We start from the raw sequence: 24,068 nt of genomic DNA on the forward strand, positions 1-24,068 counted from the left end.
GGCGGGCGCGCACTCCTTCGACGCCCTGTTCGCCGGATCGTGTGACGAACACTCCGTGTTTCCGGGTGTGACGGTGGGTGATCAGACCCGCTTGAGGACCCGTGCCGCGCCGGCGGCGGCCGTGGACGCCAGGATCCAGCCGACCGCGATCAACGTGCTGGAGATCCACTGCGAGGCGCCGCTGAACCGCCACTTGCCGTCCTGGCCCAGATCCACGATCGGGATCAGCAGGTCCATCGACAGCAGCCACGCGTTCCACGACGGCGACTCGTCGTCGTTGAGCTTCGGCATCTCGTGGCCCAGGAACCACCCCGACCCGAACAGCCAGAACGCGGTCAGCCAGGCGATCGCGAGCCACGGCCGGTAGCCGTAGCCGACCGTCCAGCGCTGCAGGAACCCCCACACCCGGCCCGCGACGCCGAGTTCGGAGTAGCGCCGGTGCTGCTTCTCCAGCTGCACGAACTGCGCCAACTCCTCCTCGCCGCCGTCCCGGTACACCGCGGCCAGCTGCTCGTACGGTCCGGGCGCGAAGTCCGGCTGCACCTCGCGCAGCCAGCGCAGCCGGGTGCGCACGTCGACGTGCGGCGTGGACGAGATCGAGCGGAACGTGAAGTCCTCCACGTCCACGCCGCCGGTCGCGGCCCACAGCCCCGGCCCGTCCGTCACGGTCGCCGCGGTCACCCGCGTGAGCACGACCCGGCCGATCGGGATGCGGTCCTCGGACAGCCGCAGCACGAGTTGGCTCACCGTGAGCCCGTAGGCGTTCAGCGCGATGTCGCTGCCGGGACCGCCCAGCCGGGCGCCGGCGAACGTGGCCATCTTGCCGACCTCGGCCAGCCGGATCCGCACGCCGCCCGCGGCGGAGAAGCCGTGGCTGCACAGGAAGTCCTTGCCGATGGTGGCCACCCGGGCGTCCAGCGACGGCTTCACCGTGCCGTCCGGGCGGCGGCGCGGCGCGAGCAGGGACGCGCCGGAGCAGTCGAGGGTGGAGCCGATCTCGGCGTTCTGCAGCCGCAGCGAACCCTGGGCGCGCAGGTCGCGGAGGAACAGCGTGCCGCCGATCCGCAGCCGGTCGGCGAACAGGACGTCGATGCCGGGGCCGTGCAGTTGGACGCCGGAGAGAGATGCGCTTCCTCTTACATGCGCGTCTACGAGGCGTACCTGTCCGTAGGCCTTGAGAGCGGTGTCGTGTTCGCCGTCGCCGTGGAAGCCGCCGTTGACCGCGCCGCGCGCTTCGAGGTCGCCCCCGACCTGGATGCCGTCCGCGTGCAGGGCCACCGGGATGCGGTGGACGACCTCGCCGGTGTGGTCCGCGAGCTCCTCCACCACGTCACGGCGGCCGATCTCCGCGCCGGACAGCCGCAGGTAGCCGCCGATGTGGGCGTTGGGCAGGCGGACCGTGCCGGACGAGGTGAACCCGTCGTCCAGCTCCACGTTGCCGTCCACCCGGATGCGGTCGGCGACGAGGGCGGCGGCCTCGTCGGCGGTGCCGCGCGGGATCACCAGGACCGGGCGGTCGACCACGCTGGCGTGCAGGCGGGCGCCGGAGAACACGACGCTGCCGCCTACGCGCGCGCCGTCCAGCAGGATGCGGCCCTCGGCGGTGAACCGGCCGCCTTCGGCGTCGCAGAACAGGTTGCCCGCGATGGTGACGCCGGTGGCGTCGAGGGCGTTCTGGCCGGCGTTGAGCAGGCGGGCGCCGCCGAGGTGCACGTTGCCGCCGACGTTCGCGCCGCGCAGCCGCACTTCACCGCCCGCCCGCAGGGCGATGGCCTGGAGCGAACCCGAGAGGCGGATGCGGGCGGCGAGCAGGGCGTGGTCGCCGCCCTCGCTCCGCAGCACCGCGCCGGCCAGCCGGAACGTGCCGTCGACCGAGGCGTCGGTCAGGTCGACCACGCCGTCGCTGGTGAAACCGGCCTCCAGCACCAGGTCGCTGCCGACGCGCAGGTTGCGGCCCCACAGCCCGGGGACCTTGCAGCCGCGCAACCGCAGGCCGACCAGACGGGCCATGCGGAGGTCCGGCGGCCGTTCGAAGGTGCAGTCGAGGAAGTCGATCACGGGGTCGACCTGGGCGCCTTCGACGGCGAACAGGCCGACGACGTTCGCGCCGACGAGCCGCAGTGCGGCGTTGCGCGGGCCGTCGGTGAGGAGGAGGGAAGACAGGAGTTCGCCGCGGACCGTGCGTTCGCGCTTGGGTGTCCTCGGGTCGAACCGCAGCGGACGTCCGGCGGCGAACGCGGCGCGCACGGCGTCCTCGACGGTCTGCTCGGCGGTCACGTGCCGATCCGATCACCCGCGGCGCGCGTTCCGCCAGGGTTTGGCCCAATCCGGAAACGTGGGGTTCGACATGCCCGAACGGGGAACTCGCGGTGTCCGATTGGCCTACTCGCGGAGGCGGTGCGGACTACCGTGATCGGCGTGACGGGGACGGAGTCGAAGATCAGCGACAGGGTGCCGAAGCTGCTGCGCGTGACGGCGGCGTTGAGCTGGCGGTTCGTGGCGGTGGTCGCCGCGCTCTACGTGGTGTTCCAGGTGGTCGGGTTCCTGGCCACGATCGTCATCCCGGCCGGGGTGGCGCTGCTGCTGGCAGCACTGCTGTCGCCCGCGGTGTCGCAGCTGACGCGGGCGGGCATGCCGCGCGGGCTGTCCACGGGAGTGGTGCTGGTCGGGGGCATCGCGGTCGTCGGCGGTGTGCTCACGTTCGTCATCACCGAGTTCTCCAAGGGCCTGCCGCAGTTGCAGGAGCAGATCAGCGCGAGCCTCGACACGATCCGCGGCTGGCTCAAGGACGGTCCGCTGCACCTGAGCGACGTGCAGCTCCAGCAGTACCTCGACCGCGTGGTGGAGACGGTCAAGGAGAACCAGTCCGAGATCACGTCCGGCGCGCTCACCACGGCGGCCACCGTCGGCGAGCTGCTGACCGGACTGCTCCTCGCGCTGTTCACGCTCATCTTCTTCCTGCACGACGGCGACGGGATCTGGCGGTTCATGATCCGGGTCGTGCCACAGGACGTGCGCGGGCGGGCCGATGTCGCCGGGCGGCGCGGGTTCGCCTCGCTCGTGTCGTACGTGCGGGCGACCGCGCTGGTGGCCGTGGTGGACGCGGTCGGCGTCGGCATCGGCCTGTGGATCGTGGACGTGCCGCTGGTCGTGCCGCTGTCGGCGCTGGTGTTCCTCGGCGCGTTCATCCCGATCATCGGCGCGGTGATCACCGGTGCGGTGGCGGTGTTGGTGGCGCTGGTGGCCAACGGGCCGTTGGAGGCGCTGATCATCCTGGCCGTGCTCATCGGCGTGATGCAGTTGGAGAGCCACGTGCTGCAGCCGCTGCTGCTGGGGCGCGCGGTGAAGCTGCACCCGTTGGCCGTGGTGCTGGCGATCACCACCGGGTTGGTCGTGAGCGGTATCGCGGGCGCGCTGCTGTCGGTGCCGCTGCTGGCGGTGTTGAACTCGGGGATCAGGTCGTTGCTGTCGGAATCGGACAAGGCCGTCGAGCCGGGGGAGGTCGACGTGCACGAGCCGCAGGAGAGCGGGCCGGTGGACACCGGTGGCGAGCGGGTCGAGGGCATCGACGACACCGGGGACCCGACGGCGGAGCACAGCGGGAAGAAGTGAGTCAGGCCATCTCGACCAGGTTGCGGCCGTAGCCCTTGGCGGCGAGCAGGGCGGAGTCGGCGGCCACCAGCAGGTCGGGCAGTTCGTAGCCGAACCGCTGGGTGGTGGCCACACCGATGCTCACGGTCAGGCCGGTGAGCAGGTGTTCCCGGCCGTCGGTGCCGACCGTGGGCACGGCCAGGTCGGCCACGGCGTGCCGCACGCGTTGCGCCACCGAACGCGCGATGGCGGGTTCGGCGTCGGGCAGGAGCACGACGAACTCCTCACCGCCGAAGCGGCCGACCAGGTCACCGCTCCGCACGGTGCTGGTGAGCAGCAGGGCGACCGCGCTCAGCGCCGAATCGCCCGCCAGGTGGCCGACCTCGTCGTTGACCCGCTTGAAGTGGTCGAGGTCGAGCAGCATCACGGCCATCGGCCGGTTGCGGACCCGTGCCTTCGACAGCTCGTAGCGCGCCCGGCCGTCCCAGTGCACGGCGTTGGCCAGGCCGGTCTTCGCGTCGCGTTGCGCGGAACGGCGCCACTGCGGCAACTGCGCGGCACGTTCCAGCAGGGCCAGCGCCGGGCCGGCCATCAGCGCGTGCACCGGGGTGGCGACGGCGGCGAAACCCATGAGGCCGCCGATGCTCACCGCGACGACGCCCAGCACGGCGTCGATCGGCTCGCCGACGACCTCCTCGCCCGGCGCACGCGGGTTGCGCAGCTTCAGGCCCAGCGCGATCAGGCCGGCGCGGACCACCAGCAGCACCGTCGCGCCGAGCACCATGATCCCCAGGTCCGTGCTCGGGTCGGACCAACCGATGGCGTAACGGGTGCCGAACACCGCCAGCGCCGTCGCGGAGAGGGTGAACACCCAGCGGTGCGACTCGGGGCGTTTGCCCAGCACACCGTGCAGCGCGGGGCCGAAGAGCAGCAGGACGAGCAGGTTGCACGGCAGCGCGACCAGGCCCGCGGTGAGGTAGCAGAGGTGGGCGGCCCACGGGTTGCGCTCGGAATCGCCGACCCGGTGGCTGTAGATCGAACTGCCGATGATCACCGCGCCGGCGGTGCCCGCGATTGCCGCGAACCGGCCGATCTCACCGGGTGTGGGCTGCGGCGATGACGCGATCGCGTAGGCGACGACGGCCAGCGCGGCGAGGTCGACGAACAGCCAGTAGGCCAGCGCGAAGCGCCTCAGCGTCCACAGTGGCCAGTGGCGCACGCTCAGCCCTCCCTCGCCACAGCAGCCTACGGACGCGACCTCAACCCCGAGAGATCGGACCCCGGAGAATCGGACCCGGTAGAGGTCGGACTCCGACCGATCGGCTCAGCGAGATCACGCACGGTGACTCCCGTCAGCTTTCCACACATGTCGATGTCGGAACAGACGGCCACCTGGGGGTTAGGTACGCCACCCCGACACGGCAAGATTGGGCGCGAAGGGAGCACACCGTGCACACACAGCCATCCGGCCAGGGGCCATCGGTGATGGAGGACCCGGTCGCGCACCTCTGGCGGGGAACGGTCGCGCTACGCATAGTGACGTTCTTGTTCGCCGTGGGCAACGTCGTGGTGCACTACCGCTGGTACGAACGCCCGTGGCTGGGCTGGACGACGCTCGCGGTGATGGCGCTGTGGTCGGCGTTCACCGTCCACGCCTACAGCCGGGAGAGCGGGCGGCGGCCGTGGGTCGTGGTCGCGGACCTGCTGGTGACGTGCGGGCTGATGTCCCTCTCGCCGCTGATCATGACGGACAGCCAGTTCCTGTTCAACGTCCCGCTGATCACCACGATCTGGGCGGCCTGCCCGCCGGTGGCGGCGGGCGCGCTCGGCGGGCGGTTCGCGGGCGCGGCGTCCGGGTTCGCGGTCGGGTTGAGCACCTACCTCAACCGCGGTGTGGCCAGCGTCGACCTGGCGCGGGACGTGGTCCTGCTGGCCGGCGCGGGTTTCGTGGTCGGCATGGCGTCGTCCACGGCGCGCCGTTCGGCGGTGCGGCTGGCGCAGGCGTTGCGGACCGAGGCGGCCACGGCGGAACGCGAGCGGCTGGCGCGGTCCATCCACGACGGTGTGCTGCAAGTCCTGGCGCGGGTGCGCAAACGCGGCGCCGAACTCGGCGGTGAGGCGGCGGAACTCGCGGAGTTGGCCGGTGAGCAGGAGGTCGCGTTGCGGTCCCTGGTGGCCGCCGCGCCGACCGAGTCCACTTTGGATGGTGACGCGGACCTGCGGCCGGCGCTGCAACTCCTGGCCACGTCACGGGTCCAGGTGTCCACACCGGCCACGCAGGTGATGCTGCCCGCCGCGAAGGCGTTCGAGCTGACCGCCGTGGTGCGCGAGGCGCTGTCCAACGTGGACAAGCACGCGGGACCGGACGCGAGGGCGTGGGTGCTGCTCGAAGACCTCGGCGAGGAGGTCGTGCTCAGCGTCCGCGACGACGGCCCCGGCATCCCGGAGGGGCGGCTGGCCTCGGCCGAGGCGGAGGGCCGGATGGGTGTCGCCCAGTCCATCCGGGGCCGGGTGGAGGCGCTGCGTGGGACCCTTGAGCTGCAAACGGGGCCGGGGGAGGGCACCGAGTGGGAGGTGCGGGTTTTCAGATGAGCGTGTCCGTGATGGTGGTGGACGACCACCCGTTGTGGCGTGACGGTGTCGCGCGTGACCTGTCCGAACGCGGCTTCGAGGTGGTCGCGACCGCCGGTGACGCCGCGTCGGCGGTGCGGATCGCCCGCGCGGTGCGGCCGGACGTGGTGCTGATGGACCTCAACCTCGGCGAGACGACGGGGGTCGAGGCGACCACGATGATCACCGGGTCGCTGTCCGGAACCCGGGTGCTGGTGCTGTCCGCGAGCGGCGAGCACAGCGACGTGCTGGAGGCGGTGAAGGCGGGCGCGTCCGGTTACCTGGTGAAGTCGGCGTCGGCCGAGGAGCTGGTGGAGGCGGTGAACCGGACCGCCGCCGGCGACGCGGTGTTCACCGCGGGCCTGGCGGGGCTGGTGCTCGGCGAGTACCGGCGGATGGCCGCCACGCCGGACGAGGACAAGCCGCAGCTCACCGACCGGGAGACCGAGGTGCTGCGGCTGGTGGCCAAGGGGCTGACCGCGCGGCAGATCGCGAACCGGCTCGTCATCTCGCACCGCACGGTGGAGAACCACGTGCAGTCCACCCTGCGCAAGCTCCAGTTGCACAACCGCGTCGAGCTGGCGCGGTACGCGATCGAGCACGGGCTCGACGTCGAGCCGGAGGGCTGAGCCATGACCGACCCGAGAGACTTCCGGGTGTCCGACGCCGAGCGGGAGCACGTCGTCGGGCTCTTGCAGAAGGCGATCGGCCGCGGGCTGATCACCTTGGACGAGTTCACCGAGCGCACCGACACGGCCCTGGCCGCACGCACGCGCGGCGAGCTCAACGCCGTGCTGCTGGACCTGCCGGGCATGGTGCACAACGAGCAGGTCCTGCCCGTGCCGCAGGAGCGGCAGGAGCTGAAGGCGACCATGTCGACGGTCAACCGCAAGGGCAACTGGACCGTGCCGCGACAACTCGTGGTCCGCAACCGGATGGGCTCCGCGGACCTCGACTTCCGCGAGGCGTCCATCCCGCACGCCGTGGTGGACATCGAGCTGGACGTGACGGCCGGGTCGGTGAAGCTGGTCCTGCCCGACGGCGCGACGGTGAACGCCGAGGGCGTCGAGCTGGCCGCGAGCAACCTGAAGGACAAGGTGGGCACGGGCGTGAACGGGCGTCCGCACTTCGTCGTGCACGGCGCGGTGCGGGCCGGGTCGGTGGAGATCAAGAAGAAAGCGCGCTGGTTCCGGCACGCGTGACGGCGATGGTCGCCTGACTCGTGTGAAGCTCAACTTACGAGTGAATTCAGAAAGTCCTGATGGACTGCACAAGGCGGACAGAGCACACTCGCCGGCATGAAGGCACTGGTCAAGGCGACCGCCGGGCCGGGACTGTCCCTGACCGACGTCCCGGACCCCACCCCCGGCCCCGGTGACGTCGTGGTCCGGGTGCTGCGCACCGGTATCTGCGGCACGGACCTGCACATCGACTCGTGGGACGACTGGGCCGCGCACAACATCCACGCGCCGCTCGTGCTCGGCCACGAGTTCGTCGGCGAGGTCGTGGAGACCGGCGCCTCGGTGACCGGGGTGAAGGTCGGCGACCTGGTCAGCGGCGAAGGCCACCTGGTGTGCGGCACGTGCCGCAACTGCAAGGCCGGCCGCCGCCACCTGTGCGCCAACACGCGCGGCCTGGGCGTGCACGACGACGGCGCGTTCGCGCAGTACGTGGTGCTGCCCGAGGAGAACGCCTGGGTGCACCGCGCCCCGGTCGACCTGGACGTGGCGGCGATCTTCGACCCCTTCGGCAACGCCGTGCACACCGCGCTGTCGTTCCCGGTCATCGGCGAGGACGTGCTGATCACCGGCGCGGGCCCGATCGGGATCATGGCGGCGGCCGTGGCCAAGCACGCCGGCGCGCGCAACGTCGTCATCACCGACGTGAGCGAGCACCGGCTGGACCTGGCCCGGAAGGTCGGCGTCGACCTCGCGTTGAACGTCTCCGAGCGCACGATCTCCGAGGCGCAGTCGGAACTGGGCATGTCCGAGGGCTTCGACGTCGGCATGGAGATGTCCGGCAAGCCGATCGCGTTGCAGGAGATGATCGGCAACATGGCCCACGGCGGCCGGATCGCGATGCTCGGGCTGCCCGCCGAGGAGTTCGCGGTCGACTGGAGCAGCGTCGTGCTGAAGATGCTGCAGATCAAGGGCATCTACGGCCGCGAGATGTTCGAGACCTGGTACTCGATGTCGGTCCTGCTGCAACGCGGCCTCGACCTGACCCCGGTGATCACGCACCGGTTCGACTACACGGCGTTCGACGAGGCGTTCGCGACGGCTCGCGAGGGCAAGTGCGGCAAGGTCATCCTCGACTGGACGGGAGCTCACTGATGTACGGCGCGATGCGCGAGGACCTGCGGGCCGGTCTGGACGAGATCCGCGCGGCCGGGCTCTACAAGGCGGAACGGGTGATCGGCACGCCGCAGAACGCCGCCGTCCGGGTGGGTTCCGGCGACGAGGTGCTGAACTTCTGCGCCAACAACTACCTGGGCCTGGCCGACCACCCGCGGTTGGTGGAGGCGGCCCACCAGGCGTTGGACCGGTGGGGTTTCGGCATGGCGTCCGTGCGGTTCATCTGCGGGACGCAGGAGCCGCACAAGGAGCTGGAGAAGCGGCTCTCGGAGTTCCTGGGCACCGACGACACGGTCCTGTACAGCTCGTGCTTCGACGCCAACGGCGGTCTGTTCGAGACGTTGCTGGGAGCCGACGACGCGATCATCTCCGACGAGCTGAACCACGCGTCGATCATCGACGGCGTGCGGCTGTCGAAGGCCCGGCGGTACCGGTACAAGAACCGGGACATGGACGACCTGGAGCGGCAGCTCAAGGACGCCGCCGACGCCCGTTACCGGCTGATCGCGACCGACGGCGTGTTCTCCATGGACGGCTACCTGGCGCCGTTGGACGAGATCTGCGACCTGGCGGACCGGTACGACGCGCTGGTGATGGTGGACGACTCGCACGCGGTGGGCTTCACCGGGCCGAACGGGCGCGGCACGCCGGAGCTGTTCGGGGTTCAGGACCGGGTGGACATCGTCACCGGCACGCTCGGCAAGGCGCTGGGCGGCGCGAGTGGCGGGTACACGTCCGGGCGGGCGGAGATCGTGGAGATGCTGCGGCAGCGGTCGCGGCCGTACCTGTTCTCCAACTCGCTGGCGCCGTCGATCACGGCCGCCGCGATCGCCGCGCTGGACCTGCTCAGCTCGTCCGGCGAGTTGTTGACGCGGCTGCGCGAGAACACCGCGCTGTTCCGGTCTCGGATGACGGAGGCCGGGTTCGACCTGCTGCCCGGTGAGCACCCGATCATCCCGGTGATGATCGGTGACGCGGCGGTCGCGTCGCGGATGGCCGATCTGCTGCTGGAGCAGGGCATCTACGTGATCGGCTTCTCGTACCCCGTCGTGCCGCACGGCAAGGCCCGGATCCGGACCCAGATGTCGGCGGCGCACTCGACCGAGGACGTGAACCGGGCGGTGGACGCTTTCGTGGCGGCCAGGGCGCGGATGCGCTAGTCGTTTGCGCTAGTCCTTTGGCTAGTCCTTGGTGGGCGCGCCGTAGCAGGCCAGGGCGATGGCGGTCATCACGATCACCGAGGTGATGGCCGTCCGGCTGGGCGCGAACCCACCGGCGACGAGGCTCGGCAGCATGAAGCCGAACACCAGCATCACCGCGGTCGCCCCGGCCAGGATGGTGCGCGCGTTGTCGTAGCGCATGGGGCCGGGATACCCCGGCGGCGGTGCCCGGACACCACGCTCAACCTCGTATGCCCCAGATGCCGAGGAACACGAGCAGGATCGCGGACACGAGGATCGAGAGCAGCACGACGGTGCCGTTCACCTCGAACCCGCCGGCTCGGGCGCTGGGCACGACGATGCCGAACACGACCAGGACGAGCAGGCCGAGTCCCGAGATCACCAGGCTTGGCGTGCGGTTGGAGCGCATGCCCCTTGGTACCGCACCGTGGCCGGGCATGCAGGACGTGTGCCCGTGATCCCCGTGCGGGATCGGGCGACGCCGGGTGAGGATTGGCTCGTGATCGACCCACGACGACTTCGGGTGCTGCGCGCGCTCGCCGACCACGGCACCGTGACGGCGGCGGCGCAGGCGCTGCACCTCACGCCGTCCGCGGTGTCGCAGCAGTTGGCCGCCCTGGAGTCCGAGGTGGGGCATTCGCTGTTGCGGCGACGGGGGCGGCGGGTGTCGTTGACGGCCGCCGGTGAGCTGCTGGTCGGGCACGCCAACGCGGTGGCGGCGGAGCTGGAACGGGCCCAGGCGACGTTGGCCGCGTTCACGTCGGGCACCACCGGACGGGTCGAGGTGGGCAGTTTCGCGTCGGCGATCAGCCAGGTCGTAGCGCCTGCGTTGGCGGCGTTGCGGATGTCCGCGCCGGGCGTGGCGTTGCGGGTGCGGGACGTGGAGGGGCACGCCAGCGTGCCGCTGCTGCTGGACGGCGAGATCGACCTGGCGATCACCGAGGAGTACCGGCTGCGGACGGACGACCGGCGGCTGACCCGGTTCCCGCTCTACACCGAGCCGTTCGACGTGGTGCTGCCGGCGGAGCACCGGTTGGCGGGGCAGGTCGACGTGGACCTGGCGGACCTCGCGGACGACGACTGGGTGGTGACGCTGCCCGGCAACCCGGTGCGGGACGTGGTGCAGCTGGCCTGCGAGCACGCCGGTTTCTTGCCGCGGATCACGCACACGTCCGACGACTTCCGGGCCATCGACGCGTTGGTGCGGGCCGGCGCGGGGGTGGCGTTGGTGCCGCGCAACGCGGTGTTGGGTGTGCCGGTGCGGGGGACGGCTCCGCTGCGCCGGGTGGTTGCGGCGGTGCGGCGGGGCAGCGAGGAGCACCCGTTGATCAGGTTGGTGCGCGATGCTCTGGCGGTGGCGGCGGGTTGAGCGGGGGCCGCGTGAGTCGGGTTAAGCGGGGCGGCTTGAGTTCAGGGAAGCGGGCCGCGCGTAATCCGGCCGGTGGCGGTTCGGTGGTGGTGCGGTTCCTCTGGAGACGTGTGGAGGCGTGCTGGTGCGGTCCGGCGTGTGGAAACGTCTAGTGAGGGGCGCGGGCGGCTAGTTTTGCTGAGGCTGGGTCGGCGGCGGCCAAGGCGCCTCGGGCGGCCAGTTGGCAGAGGTCGAAGCTTGTTGATGCCAGTTTCGCGCCGACGCCGGCCAGTGCCGTGTGGTTCATCGACAGGCTTGTCACGCCCAAGCCGGTCAGCACGCACGCCAGCAACGGGTCGGCGGCGGCTTCCCCGCAGACACCCACTGGCTTGCCCAGGGCGGTGCCCGCGTCGCCGACCAGCTTGATCAGTCGGAGCAGGGCGGGTTGCCATGGGTCGTTGAGCGCTGCCACCGCGCCGACCTGGCGGTCCGCGGCGAAGACGTACTGCGCCAGGTCGTTGGTGCCGATGGACACGAAGTCGACCACCGCCAGGATCTCGCGGGCGACCAGGGCCGCCGCCGGGACCTCGATCATCACGCCCGCGCGACGCAGGCCCGCCGCACGCGCCCGTTCCACGAACCACGCGGCCTCGGCGGCGGTGGCGACCATCGGGGCCATCACGGACACCTCGGCCTCGGTGTCGGCGGCGGCCAGGGCGATCGCTTCGAGTTGGCGTTCCAGCACGTCAGGGCGGTCGAAGGCGACGCGCAGGCCGCGCACGCCCAGCGCCGGGTTCGGTTCGGGTTCGGGGGACAGGAACGCCAGGGGCTTGTCCGCGCCGGCGTCCAGGGTCCGCACCACGACGGGCTTGCCCGCGAACGGCGCCAGCACCGCCGCGTACGCCTCGCGCTGGGCGTCGACGGACGGCTCGGAAGACGCCGACAGGAAGCAGAACTCGGTCCGGAACAGGCCGACGCCCTCCGCGCCGGCCGCCGCGGCGGAGACCGCGTCGGCGGGTGAGCCGACGTTGCCGAGCACCTTCACCCGGTAGCCGTCGCGCAGCACGCCGACGCCGTTCCACGACGCGCGACCGGCCACGTGCGCCGCGCGCACCGTGCCGTCGGACGCCTGCACCACGCCGGTGTCACCGTCCACGAGCAGCGCCGACACCTCCAGGTCCAGCACGCCCCGGCACGCGACCACGGCCGGGATGCCGAGCGACCGGGCCAGGATCGCGGTGTGCGAGGTGGGGCCGCCTTCCTCGGTGACCAGCGCCAGCACCTTGCTCGGGTCGAGACCGGCGGTGTCGGCGGGCGCGAGGTCGCGCGCCACCAGAACCGACGGCGAGGACAGCTCGGGCACGCCGGGCGCGGGCACGCCGAGCAGTTCGGCGACCAGCCGGTCCCGCACGTCACGCACGTCGCGGGCGCGTTCGGCCATGTACCCGCCGGCGGCTTCCAGGGCGGCGATGAACCCGGCGGCGGCCTGGTGCACGGCCCGTGCGGCGGGCAGCGAGTCGGACATCACCAGCTTCTCGGCCTGCGACAACAACGCGGGGTCGGCCGCCATCGCGGCGGTCGTCTCCAGCACGTCCTTGGCATCCCCGGTGACGGCGGCGGCACGCTCGTGCAGCCGGGCCACGACCACGTCCGCGGCGGGCCTGATCCGCGCGGCCTCGGCCGCCGGGTCCGCGGGTGCGGGCACCGCCGGTGGTTCTCCCAGGGGCTCCGCCACCCGGACCACCGGACCGGAAGCCCGACCCGAACTCACCCCGACACCGCTCAGCCGCACGCTCGACATGGTCTAGACCATACCTTCCAGGTCGCCGGTACGTAAGCACAAGCCAACGCCAGTCCAGCCGAACCCGCTACCCCACCCGGCCTGCGGCCAGTCCACGAACACCACGTCGGACGAGGTCAGCAGCACGTTGTCGGCCCGCAGGTCACCGTGCACCAACGACCTGCCGGCGGCGGCCGCGGCCCACTCCGACTCCCAGGCGGCCAACTCGTCCAACCGCTCCAGCGCCCACGGGTCGATCCCCGGCAACGGCTCGGCGGCCAGCGACCGCCACCCCGAGAACGCACCGGGATCGGCCCCGATGGACCGGAACCCGTCCGGCGCCTCGATCGACCCCAGCTCGACCACGGCCGCGTGCACGCGTTCCCACTCGTGCGCGACCCAGGGCAACGCGGGCCCGCGACCGGCGATCTCCTCGAAGACCAGGGCCACCCAGTCGCCGTCGTCGTAGGACCACAGCAGTCGAGGACCAGGTACGACGGCGGAGACCTCGGCCTCACGCCGGTGCATGGTCGGGCTGTGCGGGTTGGCGGACGTCCCCACGGCCTTGGCGAACACCCGCCGCCCGTCTGCCAGTTCCAGCTTGGACGCCAGCCCAGGCGAGAACCCGCCCGGACAGCTCACCTCCCGGACGACCGCCGACCCGAGCCCGTCCTCGATCGCCGTTCGGACCTGGGCGGGTACGTGGGCCCAGGTCAACCGGTTGCCGCCGATTCCTTCCACGCCACGATGGTCCCGGCTTCGGCGGCCGGGTTCACCTGGTTTCCGGACCTGCTCCAGCGTCGGGTACGAGGGCTGCGCGCCGGCCGATGTCACCGGCACCAGTCCTGTCCACAACGGACACCTCGGGCGCACCCACCTCGACCACACCGGACGGCGTGACCACGGCGGACCGGGGTCCCAGGTCAGGGCATCCACATCGGACACGCCGAGGTCCGAGTTCGCACCGGGCGCGACGACGATCGAGTTCCCCCGTCCGCGCCCACGGCGCCGATGAGCGCGACCGTGTCACCGCCGAGCACCGTCTCACCGCCCGCGGGGCGGCGTTGGCCCCACCGAGCACGAGAACCGTCACGGGGAGGCTCTGACAGGTCCCGCCGTGACCAGTTCGATACCCGGCCTGAGTAGAGGTACGGATTCCGGATACGCCGTGATCGGGCGATTCTGGTCACATGACCGGGACTGGGCAGGACCCCCTGATAAGGCTGGCAGACGAACTCGGCCACCTGGGCCGCCGCCTGGAGGCGGTAGGACAGGAACTGCACCGGGTGGGCAGCGCACAGGCCCTGGCGACCCCGCCCCCGACCGCTGCACAGACTGCCCAGGGCACTGAAGCCGCTCGGCCGGCCGCCCCAGCCCAACCCGGCATCACCGCCTCCGCGTACGCCGCAACCCAAACAAGCGGCCCAACCGCGCAAGCCACAGGTCAGCCGGCCGCCCCAACGGCGCACGCCGCAGGCCCAACCACAACCGCGCCCACTGGTCCCATCGCAGGTCAGGCAGCTGGCCCGACCGTGCACGCCGCAGGTCAGCCAGCCGGCCCGACGGCGCATGCCACCGCGTACACCCCGCCGCAGGGCAGCCCGGCCTGGGGCGCGCCCACCCCCTACTGGACGCCCGCGCCTCCGCCGCCGCCCCGCCCTTCCCTCTTCGACCGACTCAGCAAGGACGGCGCGGGCAGCAAGCTCCTCGCCTGGGTCGGCGGCGCGGTCACCCTGCTCGGTGTCGTCCTGCTCCTCGTCCTGGCCGTCCAACGCGGCTACCTCGGCCCGCTGCCACGCGTCCTCGGCGGCGCCGCGCTGGGTGGGGTGCTGGTCGGCCTCGGGCTGTGGCTGCACCGCACCCCCGCCGGCCGCACCGGCGCGTTCGCCCTCGCCGCCACCGGTATCGCCGTGCTCTACCTGGACGTCATCGCGGCCACCTCGATCTACGAGTACCTGCCCGCCGGCGGCGGTCTCACCGCCGGGCTGCTCATCGCGGGCGGCGGGTTGCTCCTGGCGCTGCGGTGGGATTCGGACGTCCTCGCCATCGGCGTGGTCGCCGCCTGCGCCGTGTGCGCCCCGGTCCTCACCCAAGGTTTCACGCCGCTGCTCGTCGCGTTCCTGCTGGTCCTGAAGATCGCGGCCGGTCCGGTCCACCTCAAGCGCGACTGGCCGTGGCTCGCGGTCACCGCGGGCGTTCCCCCGCTGCTCGCCGCGGTCCTCGTCATCGGGCGCACCGACGACCCGTACACGCTGGCCGGGATCGCCCTGCTGGCCGCCGTGATCGGTGTGGCCGCCGCGGTCCTCACGATCAGGGTCCGGCCGGGCGACGTGACCGCGCTCGCCCTCGCCGTCGGTTCACCGATGCCCGCCCTGCTCACCACCGCAGTCCTGGAGCGCTACCTCGGCGCGGCGGTCGCCGGTGCGATCGCGGTGATGATGCTGGCGCTGTGGGCGGCCGGGCGGGTCGCGTTGCCGAAGAACTTCAGCGCGGCGGTCGGCGCGGTCGGTGTCTTCGCGTTGTTCCAGGCGACCGCGATCGCCCTGGACGGCAGCACGCGTGCGGCGGTGGTTCTGGCCGAAGCCCTGTTGTTGGCGTTCCTGGCGAAGGTCCTCGCCTCACGCGGTCCGCTGCTCGGGTCCGCTGTGTTCGGTGGCATCGGTTTCCTGCTCGCCGTCGCGGACGCGGTGCCGCCACGACTGCTGCTGGACGAACCGTGGCGCGTGGACACCACCGGGTTCCTGGTGTCCGGCATGCTGACCGCGCTGGTCCTCGGCGTGCTGATGGCCGTGCTGCCGTGGGTCGCGACCAGCCTGCGCGTCCTCGGCAGGCACCCGTTCCCGTGGATCGCCGCCGGTGTAATCCTGCTGTACGCGGCGGCCGGGGTGGTGTTGTGCGGCGCGCTGCTGATATCGCAGAACGTAACCGGGTTCCTCTTTGGTCACTCGATCGTGACGGTGTCGTGGACGGTCGCCGCACTGGTGCTGCTGGTGCGCGGGATCGACCGGAAGTCCCTGCGCGTAGCCGGATTGGTGCTGGTAGGGGCCGCGGTGACGAAGTTGCTGCTGTTCGACATGGCCAGGCTGGACGGCGTCCCGCGGGTGCTCGCGTTCATCGGCGCGGGTCTCGTCCTCCTGACGGCGGGCACTCGTTACGCCAAGCTGGTGGCAACTCGACGAATTTCGGCTGATTCGTAGCTCTCGGGATCCAAAACGGCCCGGACTGCGTCAATCTGGTGGTAGTTCTACGTCGTCGGGGTACGACCACCGGTGCTCCGCACCGGCAGGGGTCCGGCGTCGGTCGTTTCGCCCCCCGAGCGACCGGCGCCGGGCACACAGCCCCGCTGCCGCCCGTCCCGCCGTCGCGGGCGGCAGCCGGCCACCACATCCGGAAGATCACCCGGTCCGGCACGAATAGCGCCCGTCCGTAGGACGAAGCTGGAACCCGACCGGGCAGCGGTGTTCCCATCCCAGCCATGTGGGGACGACGACGCACCGCAGCCCTCGGCACCGCCGCACTGCTCGCCGCCGCCACACTCTCCGCCGCGGGCCAACCGCGATCGCACGTGATCACCGCCGCCGGCACCACCGTGCCCAAGGCGTACGTGATCGCGCACAACGGCGGCGTGCAGGTCCTCGACACGTCCGACGGCACCGTCCTGACCAGCGTGAACACGGGCGCGTGGACCACGGGCGCCGCGGTCGGGCCGGACGGCCGCCGGCTGTACGTGGTCAACGGCTGGGCGGGCGTGATCACAGCGGTCGACCCGGCGGCGGGCAAGGTCGTCGGCCGCATCGACGCGGGCGCGCAGCTCGCCCAGGCCGTGCTGCGGCCGGACGGCGAACGCCTCTACGTCACCGCGACCGGCGCGGTGGCGGTGGTGGACCCGAAGAGGTTCCGGCTGGTCGCGGCGATCAGGTTGGGCGGTCAGCCGCAGGGCATCGCGGTCAGCCCCGACGGACGTCGCCTGTACGTGGCCAACTCCCAGGACGGCACGGTGAGCGTGATCGACACCCACACCGCGAGCCGGACGACCGCGGTCGACGTCGGCGGCCTGCCGCAGCACGTCGCGATCAGCCCGGACGGCGACGCGGTCTACGTCAGCTCGCTCGACCTGCGCGAAGGCACCGGCACGGTCTCCGTGATCGACACCCGCACCGACCGACTGCGCTGGTCGACGCCGGTCGGCAAGGGCGCGGGCAGCATCGCCGTCACGCCCGACGGGCGGCGCGTCTACGTCGCCCTCGACCACGGGGTCGCCGTCCTCGACACCACCACCCGCGCCACCAAGACCCTGCGGTTCACCGCCAAGACCCTGGCCATCGCGCCCGGCGACCGCCGCGTGTTCCTGGCCACCGGCAACACCACGACCGTGCTGGACAGCGCGGACGACGAGGTGCTGACCACGTTCCAGTTGAGCGGCCTGAACGTCGATGGCCGCGGCTTCGCAGCCACGGCCATCGCGTTCGAACCACCGGACGAGCCCTAGGCGCGTTGCGGCACCTTCGTCTGGTTGCCGTCCCCGCCGGCGGTCTCGTCATCCGCCGGCGCCTCGTCGTGGATCGCCATCCGCTCCTGGATCCGCCGCAACGGTCCCGGCGCCCACCACACGGCGTCGCCGAGCACCTTCAGCACGGCGGGCACGAGCAGCATCCGCACCACGGTGGCGTCCAGCGCGAGCGCCAGGATCATGCCGACACCGACGAACCGCATCATCGTGATCTGCGAGAACGCGAACGCGCCGGTCACCACGATCAGCAACAGCGCCGCCGCCGTGATCACCCGGCCGGTCTTCGCCAGCCCGGCGGTCACCGCCTCCTCGGTCGACGCGCCGCGACCGCGCGCCTCGACCATCCGGGACAGCAGGAACACCTCGTAGTCGGTGGACAGCCCGAACACCACGGCCGCCATCAGCACCACGATCCCGGGCTCCAGCGGCGCGGGCGTGACGCCGAGCAGCGACGCGCCGTGCCCGTCCTGGAACACCCACACCAGCACGCCGAACGTGGCGGACAGGCTCAGGGCGCTCATCAGCACGGCCTTGATCGGCAGCAGCACCGACCCGAACGCCAGGAACATCAGCACGAACGTCGCGCCGACCAGCAGCACGATCATCAGCGGCAGCTTGTCGCCGATCGCGTCGAGGCTGTCGGACACCATCGCCGTGCTGCCGCCGACGAGCACCTCGTCACCGGGTCCGTCCAACGCCCGAACGTCCCGCAGCGCCTGCTTCGACTCGTCGCTCAACGCGTCCTGGTCCAGCCCGGCGTTGACCAGCCAGACACCGTTGGCGGGCTCCGCCGCGATCTGCGCGTCGCCGACGCCGGGCACCGCGCTCACCTCACCGATGAACGCCTGCACGTCGGCCTGCGCCGGGTCGCCGGTCACCACGATCTTGAAACCGGAGTTGGACAGCGCGGCGAAATCGGAGTTGACCGTCTCGGCCGCGACGCGCGCGGGGTTGCCCTCCGGCAGCACCTTCTCGGTGACCTCGCCGAACTTCACGCCCAGGAACGGCGAGCCGAGCGCGAGCAGCACCAGCACGATCGGCAGCGCGAACAGCACCGGCCGCTTCATCACCCGGCCGGCCAGCCGGCGCCAACCGTCCTCGGACGGCGCCTTCTTCTTGCGCCACGGCATGGCGAGCTTGTCCACGCGGTGGCCGAGGATGGCCATCAACGCGGGGAGCAGGGTCAACGACACGACCGCCGCGATCGCCACCGCCGACATGCCGCCGTAGCTCAGCGACTTCAGGAAGCCCTGCGGGAACAGCAGCAGCCCGGCGAGCGCGATCACCAGCATGGTCGCCGAGAACAGCACGGTGCGGCCCGCCGACATGACCGTCCGGCGCACGGCGTCCGGCGTGTTGCGGCCCGCGGCCAGTTCCTCGCGGAACCGGCCGACCATGAACAGGCCGTAGTCGATCGCCATGCCGAGCCCGAGCAGGCTGGCCACGTTCACCGCGAACGAGTTCACGTCCGCGACCAGCGAGACGGCGTGCAACACGCCCAGCGAACCCATGATCGCCAGGCCGCCGACCAGCACCGGCAACGACGCCGCGACCAGGCCGCCGAAGATGACGATCAACAGGATGAGCACGATCGGCAGCGAGACGGCCTCGGCCTTGGTGAGGTCGGAGGCGGACATGTCGCTGATCGCCTTCTGGGTCGGCACCAGGCCGCCGACCTGCGCGTCCAGCCCGTCGACCGGCAGTTGGTCGGCGATCTGCTCGTACTGCTTGATCTGCGTGTTCGAGTCGCCCGAGCGCAGCGTGATCACCACGAGGGACTTGCCGCTCTCCGGCGACGGGAACGGCGGCATCGCCTTCAGCACGGCGTCGGCCGGCAGACCGGACACCTGCTCGGTGATCTTCTGGAGCTGGGCGGGATCGGTGGTGTTGTAGACCACGAGGACGTCACCGCCCTGGCGGCCGAACGCGTCCTGCGCGACCTCGTTGGCCCGCGCGGCCTCACTGGTCGGTGCTTCGTAGCCGCCCTAGCTGAGGCGGTCGAACACGCCGAGCCCCCAGATGCCACCGACCACCGCCAGCGCCACCGTCGCGATCAACACCACCCACCTGCGGCGGTACGCCAACGATCCCCACTTCGCGAACACGCGTCCTCCCAGGCTGATGGGTTACCGTTGCGTGAATGGCGTCAACTTCGTAAACACCGTTCACTGAACGTCCCGAAAGTTATACCCGGTGAACACCGTTTACAACCTGATTGGGTGACATATGACCGAGGCCACTCGTCGAGAACGACTACGCGCTGAGACCGAGCGTGACATCCGGCGACAGGCCCGCGCCCTGCTCGTGGAGCACGGCCGGGACGCCGTGACTCTGCGTGCGATCGCGCGTGAACTCGGCATCACCGCCCCCGCGCTCTACCGGTACTACGACTCGCGCGAGGACCTGCTCCGCAGGCTCGCCGAAGACATCTGCACCGACCTGGCCGCCAGGCTGAACGCCGACCTCGAGAGCATCACCGAGGACGACGTCAGCGCGCAGGTCTTCGCGGTGTGCCGGGGCTTCCGGCGCTGGGCGCTGGCGCACCCGCAGGAGTTCGCGCTGGTGTTCGCGTCCACGGAGGACACCCTGGGTCGGGGCGGCCCGGACGACCACAACCAGGTCGGTGACCAGTTCGGCCGGATCTTCCTGGAGGTCGCGGGCAGGTTGATCGCCGGCCACCCGCTGCCCGACGAAGTGAGCGCCGACGTGCCGGAGGACCTGCACGCGGACCTCGCGGCGTTCCAGAAGGTCTTGCTCGCCACCGTCAACGACCACGGGGTCGGGGTGGACGAACAGGTCCTGTCCCTCGGCGCGGTCTACCACATCACGCAGTCGTGGGTGCGCATCTACGGCCACGTGGCCCTGGAGGTGTTCGGTCGTTTCCCGTTCGCCCTGGCCAACCCGGAACCGCTGTTCGATTCCATGTTGGCGGAGATCATGGGCGGGATGGGTCTCTCTCAGCAACCGTGAAGTGCGACTTCCGGGCAGACCTGATGGGCCGTTCGAGGGCTTTTCGGGTGCACACCGCAACTACCCCCGCGAGATCGGGGTTGCATGAGTCGTCCGCACGATGAGGACGTCTCGGGGCGGGGGGATGGTGGCACGCAGGACAGGCGGTTCCGACAAGGGGTCCGGGGGCGTGGCGTTGGTCGCCGCGGTGCTGGTCGTCCTCGCGGGCGCGGGCGGTGCGGGTGGCGCGGCGCTGAACTCGGGGGCGAGCGGTGGCGGCGGCGCGGCCCCGGCGGAGAGCATCAGCGTCCGCAAGTGGGACGCCAAGCGCGCGGCACGCGGTGGTGACGCCGAACGCGCGATGAGCCACCTGGGTGTCGCGATCACCAAGCAGGCGGTCAAGCAGGAGCTCGACTGCCTCGAGAACTCGTTCGGCCGAGTGCGGGACTTCTTCGCCCAGACGCCGTGCACGTCCCTCGACCGGTTGCTGTTGGCCGTCGGGGACAGAGCCGGCAACGCGGCCGTGGTGTCCGTGGTGTGGGTGACGTTCCCGGGACGCAACCAGGCGCGGCAGTTCGACCGGCTGATCGACGTCGACGGCTCGGGCGACGTGAAACCGCTGAGCGGCACCGTCGTCGGCGTGGCGGACGTCCCGTTCACCGCTCAGCACTACTGGTCGGAGACCCAGGACACCACGATCACCATCGCGGAATCCGAACGGGCAACCGGGCACGTCGAGCCGGACCTGCTCGACGCGATGACCGAAGTGGCCGCCCAGTTGCCCCGTCCGTAAACCCCTCGAAATCCCCTACAGCACCACGTTGACCAGCCGGCCGGGCACCACGATCACCTTGCGCGGCTCGCCGCCGTTCAGCAGCTCGGCCACCTTCTCGTCGGCCAGCGCCGCCGCCTTGACCTCGTCCGCCGACGCCGACGCCGACACCACCACGCGCGCCTTCACCTTGCCGTTGACCTGGATCGGGTACTGCACGGTGTCCTCGACCAGGTACTTCTCGTCCGCCTTCGGGAACGGGCCGTGGGCCAGGGACTCGGTGCGCCCCAGCTTCGACCACAGCTCCTCGGCGACGTGCGGGCTCAACGGCGCCAGCATCAGCACCATCGGCTCGGCCAGCACGCGCGGCGCGCCACCGGGGAAGTGCTTGGTGACGTGGTTGTTCAGCTCGATCAGCTTCGCGCCCGCCGTGTTGTAGCGCAGGTTCGCGTAGTCGTCGTGCACGCCCGCGATCGTCTTGTGCAGCAGCCGCAGGGCTTCCTCGTCCGGGTCCTCATCGGTGACCCGCAGCTCGCCCGTGGTCTCGTCGACCAGGTTCCGCCACAGCCGCTGCAGGAACCGCTGCGCGCCGACGACGTCCTTCGTCGCCCACGGCCGCGAGACGTCCATCGGGCCCATCGACATCTCGTACAGCCGGAACGTGTCCGCGCCGTACTTCTCGCACATGTCGTCCGGCGTGACGACGTTCTTCAGGCTCTTGCCCATCTTGCCGTACTCGCGGCGCACCTCTTCACCCGCGAAGAAGTACTTGCCGTCGCGCTCCTCGACCTCCTCGGCCGGCACGTACACGCCGCGCGCGTCGCGGAACGCGTACGCCTCGATGTAGCCCTGGTTGAACAGCCGCCGGTACGGCTCGTCGCCGGACACGTGCCCCAGGTCGAACAGCACCTTCTGCCAGAACCGCGCGTACAGCAGGTGCAGGACCGCGTGTTCGACACCGCCGATGTACAGGTCCACGCCACCCGGGTCGGACGGACCGTGCTCGGTCGTGCGCGGGCCCAGCCAGTACCGCTCGTTCTCCGGGTTGACGAACCGCTCGGACTCCGTCGGGTCGACGTACCGCAGCTGGTACCAGCACGAACCCGCCCAGTTGGGCATCGTGTTGGTCTCGCGCCGGTACTTGCGCGGCCCGTCGCCCAGGTCCAGCTCGACGGTGACCCAGTCGTCCGCGCGCGACAGCGGGGGCGACGGCTCGGAGTTCGCGTCGTCCGGCTCGAACGTCCGCGGCGAGTAGTCGTCCACATCGGGCAGCTCGATCGGCAGCATCGACTCCGGCACCGCGATCGGCGCGCCGTCCTCGTCGTAGACGATCGGGAACGGCTCGCCCCAGTACCGCTGCCGCGAGAACAGCCAGTCGCGCAGCTTGAACTGCACGGTGCCCTCGCCCCGGCCCTGCTCCTCCAGCCAGGCGATGATCTTCTTCTTCGCCTCGGCGACGTCCAGACCGTCCAAACTGAGCCCGTTTTTTTGGCTCGAGTTGACAGCCGGGCCGACGCCGGTGAACGCCTCGCCCTCGAAGTCCGCCGGCGGCTGCACGGTCCGGATGATCGGCAGGTCGAACGCCTTGGCGAAGTCCCAGTCGCGCTGGTCCTGGCCGGGCACCGCCATGATCGCGCCCGTGCCGTAGCCCATCAGCACGTAGTCGGCCACGTACACCGGGATCCGCGAGCCGTTCACCGGGTTCGTGGCGTACGCGCCGGTGAAGACGCCCGTCTTCTCCTTGTTCTCCTGCCGGTCCAGGTCGGTCTTGCGGGACACCTCGCGCCGGTACGCCGCGACCGCCTCGGCCTGCTCGGTGGACGTGATCACGTCCACCAGCGGGTGCTCGGGCGCCAGCACCATGTACGTCGCGCCGAACAGCGTGTCCGGCCGGGTGGTGAACACCTCGATGTCGACCGTCTCCGGCGAGGCGCCCGCGCCCTCGACCGCGAACCTGACCCGCGCGCCGTGCGAGCGCCCGATCCAGTTGCGCTGCATGGCCTTGACCTTCTCCGGCCAGTCCAGCCGCTCCAGGTCGTCGATCAGCCGGTCGGAGTACGCGGTGATCCGCATCATCCACTGGCGCAGCGAACGCCGGAACACCGGGAAGTTGCCGCGCTCGCTGCGGCCGTCCGCGGTGACCTCCTCGTTCGCCAGCACGGTGCCCAGACCGGGGCACCAGTTCACCGGCGCCTCGGACAGGTACGCCAGGCGGTACTCGCCCAGCAGCCGCTGCCGCTCCACCCCGGTCATCTCGGCCCACGGCTTGTCCGGCGTGGAGCGCTCACCCGAGGCGAACTCCGCCTCCAGCTCCGCGATCGGCCGGGCCTTGCCCGCCGCCGTGTCGTACCAGGAGTTGAAGATCTGCAGGAAGATCCACTGGGTCCACTTGTAGTAGCCCGGGTCGATGGTGGAGATGCGCCGGCGCTCGTCGTGGCCCAGGCCCAGCCGGCGGATCTGCCGCAGGTAGGTCTGGATGTTGTCCTCGGTGGTCTTGCGCGGGTGCTGGCCGGTCTGCACCGCGTACTGCTCGGCGGGCAGGCCGAACGCGTCGAAGCCCATCGTGTGCAGCACGTTGCGGCCGTTCATCCGGTGGTACCGGGCGAAGACGTCCGTGCCGATGAAGCCCAACGGGTGACCGACGTGCAGGCCTGCGCCCGACGGGTACGGGAACATGTCCTGCACGAACAGCTTGTCCGCGGGCACGTCACCCTTGAGCGGCCCGACCGGGTTCGGCGCGTGGAAGGTCCCCTGCTCCTCCCAGTGCTGCTGCCAGCGCCGCTCGATCTCGCCCGCCAGCTCGGCGGTGTAGCGGTAGGCGGGCGTCGCGTCCGCCGCGTCGGTGCTCATCGGGATGTCCCTCTCCATCGGTACCTGCCCCTGACATGACGAAACCCCCCAGCCCGGAAGGGCATGAGGGGTTGCCGCGCGGACCTGGCTACGAGGTCTGCGCGGCTAGCTAAGGAGCAGGCG

The 24,068-nt window shown here is 71.1% G+C and carries 19 protein-coding genes; 11 read left to right on the top strand and 8 right to left on the bottom strand.

Going from position 1 to position 24,068, the window contains the following annotated elements; translation table 11 throughout:
• Window positions 1-81: 81 nt before the first annotated feature.
• Window positions 82-2,277: a translocation/assembly module TamB domain-containing protein gene (locus tag FM051_RS43905; RefSeq protein WP_238413096.1), complete on the bottom strand. Its 2,196-nt coding sequence runs from the start codon at window positions 2,275-2,277 to the stop codon at window positions 82-84.
• A 132-nt stretch (window positions 2,278-2,409) separates the two neighbouring features.
• Here FM051_RS43905 and FM051_RS43910 point away from each other — a divergent pair, with 132 nt between their 5' ends.
• On the top strand, window positions 2,410-3,612 hold the full coding sequence (locus FM051_RS43910) for an AI-2E family transporter (protein ID WP_420803662.1): 1,203 nt from the start codon (window positions 2,410-2,412) through the stop codon (window positions 3,610-3,612).
• A 1-nt stretch (window position 3,613) separates the two neighbouring features.
• Here FM051_RS43910 and FM051_RS43915 read toward each other — a convergent pair whose 3' ends face one another.
• Entirely contained in the window at window positions 3,614-4,810 is a 1,197-nt protein-coding gene (locus FM051_RS43915; protein WP_158853032.1) for a GGDEF domain-containing protein, read from the bottom strand.
• 266 nt (window positions 4,811-5,076) lie between these two features.
• On the opposite strand from FM051_RS43915, the gene macS reads away from it, so the two are divergent.
• From macS to FM051_RS43940, 5 genes are all read left to right on the top strand, one after another.
• On the top strand, window positions 5,077-6,183 hold the full coding sequence (gene macS / locus FM051_RS43920) for a MacS family sensor histidine kinase (protein WP_162470802.1): 1,107 nt from the start codon (window positions 5,077-5,079) through the stop codon (window positions 6,181-6,183).
• On the top strand, window positions 6,180-6,830 hold the full coding sequence (locus FM051_RS43925) for a response regulator (protein WP_158853034.1): 651 nt from the start codon (window positions 6,180-6,182) through the stop codon (window positions 6,828-6,830). Before macS ends, FM051_RS43925 begins: the two co-directional genes overlap by 4 nt.
• 3 nt (window positions 6,831-6,833) lie before the next feature.
• Window positions 6,834-7,403, top strand: a complete 570-nt coding sequence (locus tag FM051_RS43930) for a DUF1707 SHOCT-like domain-containing protein (RefSeq protein WP_158853035.1) — start codon at window positions 6,834-6,836, stop codon at window positions 7,401-7,403.
• A gap of 96 nt (window positions 7,404-7,499) precedes the next feature.
• Window positions 7,500-8,534 (top strand): L-threonine 3-dehydrogenase, encoded by a 1,035-nt coding sequence (gene tdh, locus FM051_RS43935; protein ID WP_158853036.1) that lies wholly within the window; start codon window positions 7,500-7,502, stop codon window positions 8,532-8,534.
• Complete coding sequence (locus FM051_RS43940; protein ID WP_158853037.1) at window positions 8,534-9,715, top strand: glycine C-acetyltransferase; 1,182 nt, start codon at window positions 8,534-8,536, stop codon at window positions 9,713-9,715. Before tdh ends, FM051_RS43940 begins: the two co-directional genes overlap by 1 nt.
• Before the next feature lie 21 nt (window positions 9,716-9,736).
• Here FM051_RS43940 and FM051_RS43945 read toward each other — a convergent pair whose 3' ends face one another.
• The gene (locus tag FM051_RS43945; RefSeq protein WP_158853038.1) at window positions 9,737-9,916 is read right to left on the bottom strand and encodes a hypothetical protein; all 180 of its coding nucleotides are present in this window, start codon (window positions 9,914-9,916) and stop codon (window positions 9,737-9,739) included.
• Window positions 9,917-9,956: 40 nt separating this feature from the next.
• Window positions 9,957-10,118, bottom strand: coding sequence for a hypothetical protein (locus FM051_RS43950; protein WP_158853039.1), 162 nt, complete (start codon window positions 10,116-10,118; stop codon window positions 9,957-9,959).
• A 117-nt stretch (window positions 10,119-10,235) separates the two neighbouring features.
• Here FM051_RS43950 and FM051_RS43955 point away from each other — a divergent pair, with 117 nt between their 5' ends.
• A complete protein-coding gene (locus FM051_RS43955; protein ID WP_158853040.1) occupies window positions 10,236-11,105 on the top strand; it encodes a LysR family transcriptional regulator in 870 nt (289 codons plus the stop codon).
• Between the two features lie 148 nt (window positions 11,106-11,253).
• Here the strand turns inward: FM051_RS43955 and ptsP are convergent, their stop codons facing one another.
• Both ptsP and FM051_RS43965 read right to left on the bottom strand, forming a co-directional pair.
• Window positions 11,254-12,885, bottom strand: coding sequence for a phosphoenolpyruvate--protein phosphotransferase (ptsP, locus tag FM051_RS43960; RefSeq protein ID WP_158853041.1), 1,632 nt, complete (start codon window positions 12,883-12,885; stop codon window positions 11,254-11,256).
• A 3-nt stretch (window positions 12,886-12,888) separates the two neighbouring features.
• Window positions 12,889-13,605 carry a phosphotransferase gene (locus FM051_RS43965; protein WP_158853042.1) on the bottom strand — a complete coding sequence of 239 codons (717 nt, stop codon included), beginning with the start codon at window positions 13,603-13,605 and terminating at the stop codon, window positions 12,889-12,891.
• A gap of 791 nt (window positions 13,606-14,396) precedes the next feature.
• On the opposite strand from FM051_RS43965, the gene FM051_RS43970 reads away from it, so the two are divergent.
• Window positions 14,397-16,061 (top strand): DUF2339 domain-containing protein, encoded by a 1,665-nt coding sequence (locus FM051_RS43970; RefSeq protein WP_238413097.1) that lies wholly within the window; start codon window positions 14,397-14,399, stop codon window positions 16,059-16,061.
• A gap of 278 nt (window positions 16,062-16,339) precedes the next feature.
• The gene (locus tag FM051_RS43975) at window positions 16,340-17,353 is read left to right on the top strand and encodes a beta-propeller fold lactonase family protein (RefSeq protein ID WP_158853044.1); all 1,014 of its coding nucleotides are present in this window, start codon (window positions 16,340-16,342) and stop codon (window positions 17,351-17,353) included.
• Here the strand turns inward: FM051_RS43975 and FM051_RS43980 are convergent.
• Entirely contained in the window at window positions 17,350-19,272 is a 1,923-nt protein-coding gene (locus FM051_RS43980) for an MMPL family transporter (RefSeq protein WP_238413098.1), read from the bottom strand. The genes FM051_RS43975 and FM051_RS43980 overlap by 4 nt on opposite strands.
• Window positions 19,273-19,600: 328 nt before the next feature.
• On the opposite strand from FM051_RS43980, the gene FM051_RS43985 reads away from it, so the two are divergent.
• Together FM051_RS43985 and FM051_RS43990 are read left to right on the top strand one after the other, a co-directional pair.
• Window positions 19,601-20,344 carry a TetR/AcrR family transcriptional regulator gene (locus FM051_RS43985; protein ID WP_158853045.1) on the top strand — a complete coding sequence of 248 codons (744 nt, stop codon included), beginning with the start codon at window positions 19,601-19,603 and terminating at the stop codon, window positions 20,342-20,344.
• Window positions 20,345-20,513: 169 nt separating this feature from the next.
• Window positions 20,514-21,116: a hypothetical protein gene (locus tag FM051_RS43990; RefSeq protein WP_158853046.1), complete on the top strand. Its 603-nt coding sequence runs from the start codon at window positions 20,514-20,516 to the stop codon at window positions 21,114-21,116.
• 15 nt (window positions 21,117-21,131) lie between these two features.
• Here the strand turns inward: FM051_RS43990 and leuS are convergent, their stop codons facing one another.
• Window positions 21,132-23,945 carry a leucine--tRNA ligase gene (gene leuS / locus FM051_RS43995; RefSeq protein WP_158853047.1) on the bottom strand — a complete coding sequence of 938 codons (2,814 nt, stop codon included), beginning with the start codon at window positions 23,943-23,945 and terminating at the stop codon, window positions 21,132-21,134.
• Window positions 23,946-24,068: the final 123 nt, after the last annotated feature.

Source organism: Saccharothrix deserti, from assembly GCF_009769385.1.
Classification (GTDB): Bacteria; Actinomycetota; Actinomycetes; order Mycobacteriales; family Pseudonocardiaceae; genus Actinosynnema; species Actinosynnema deserti.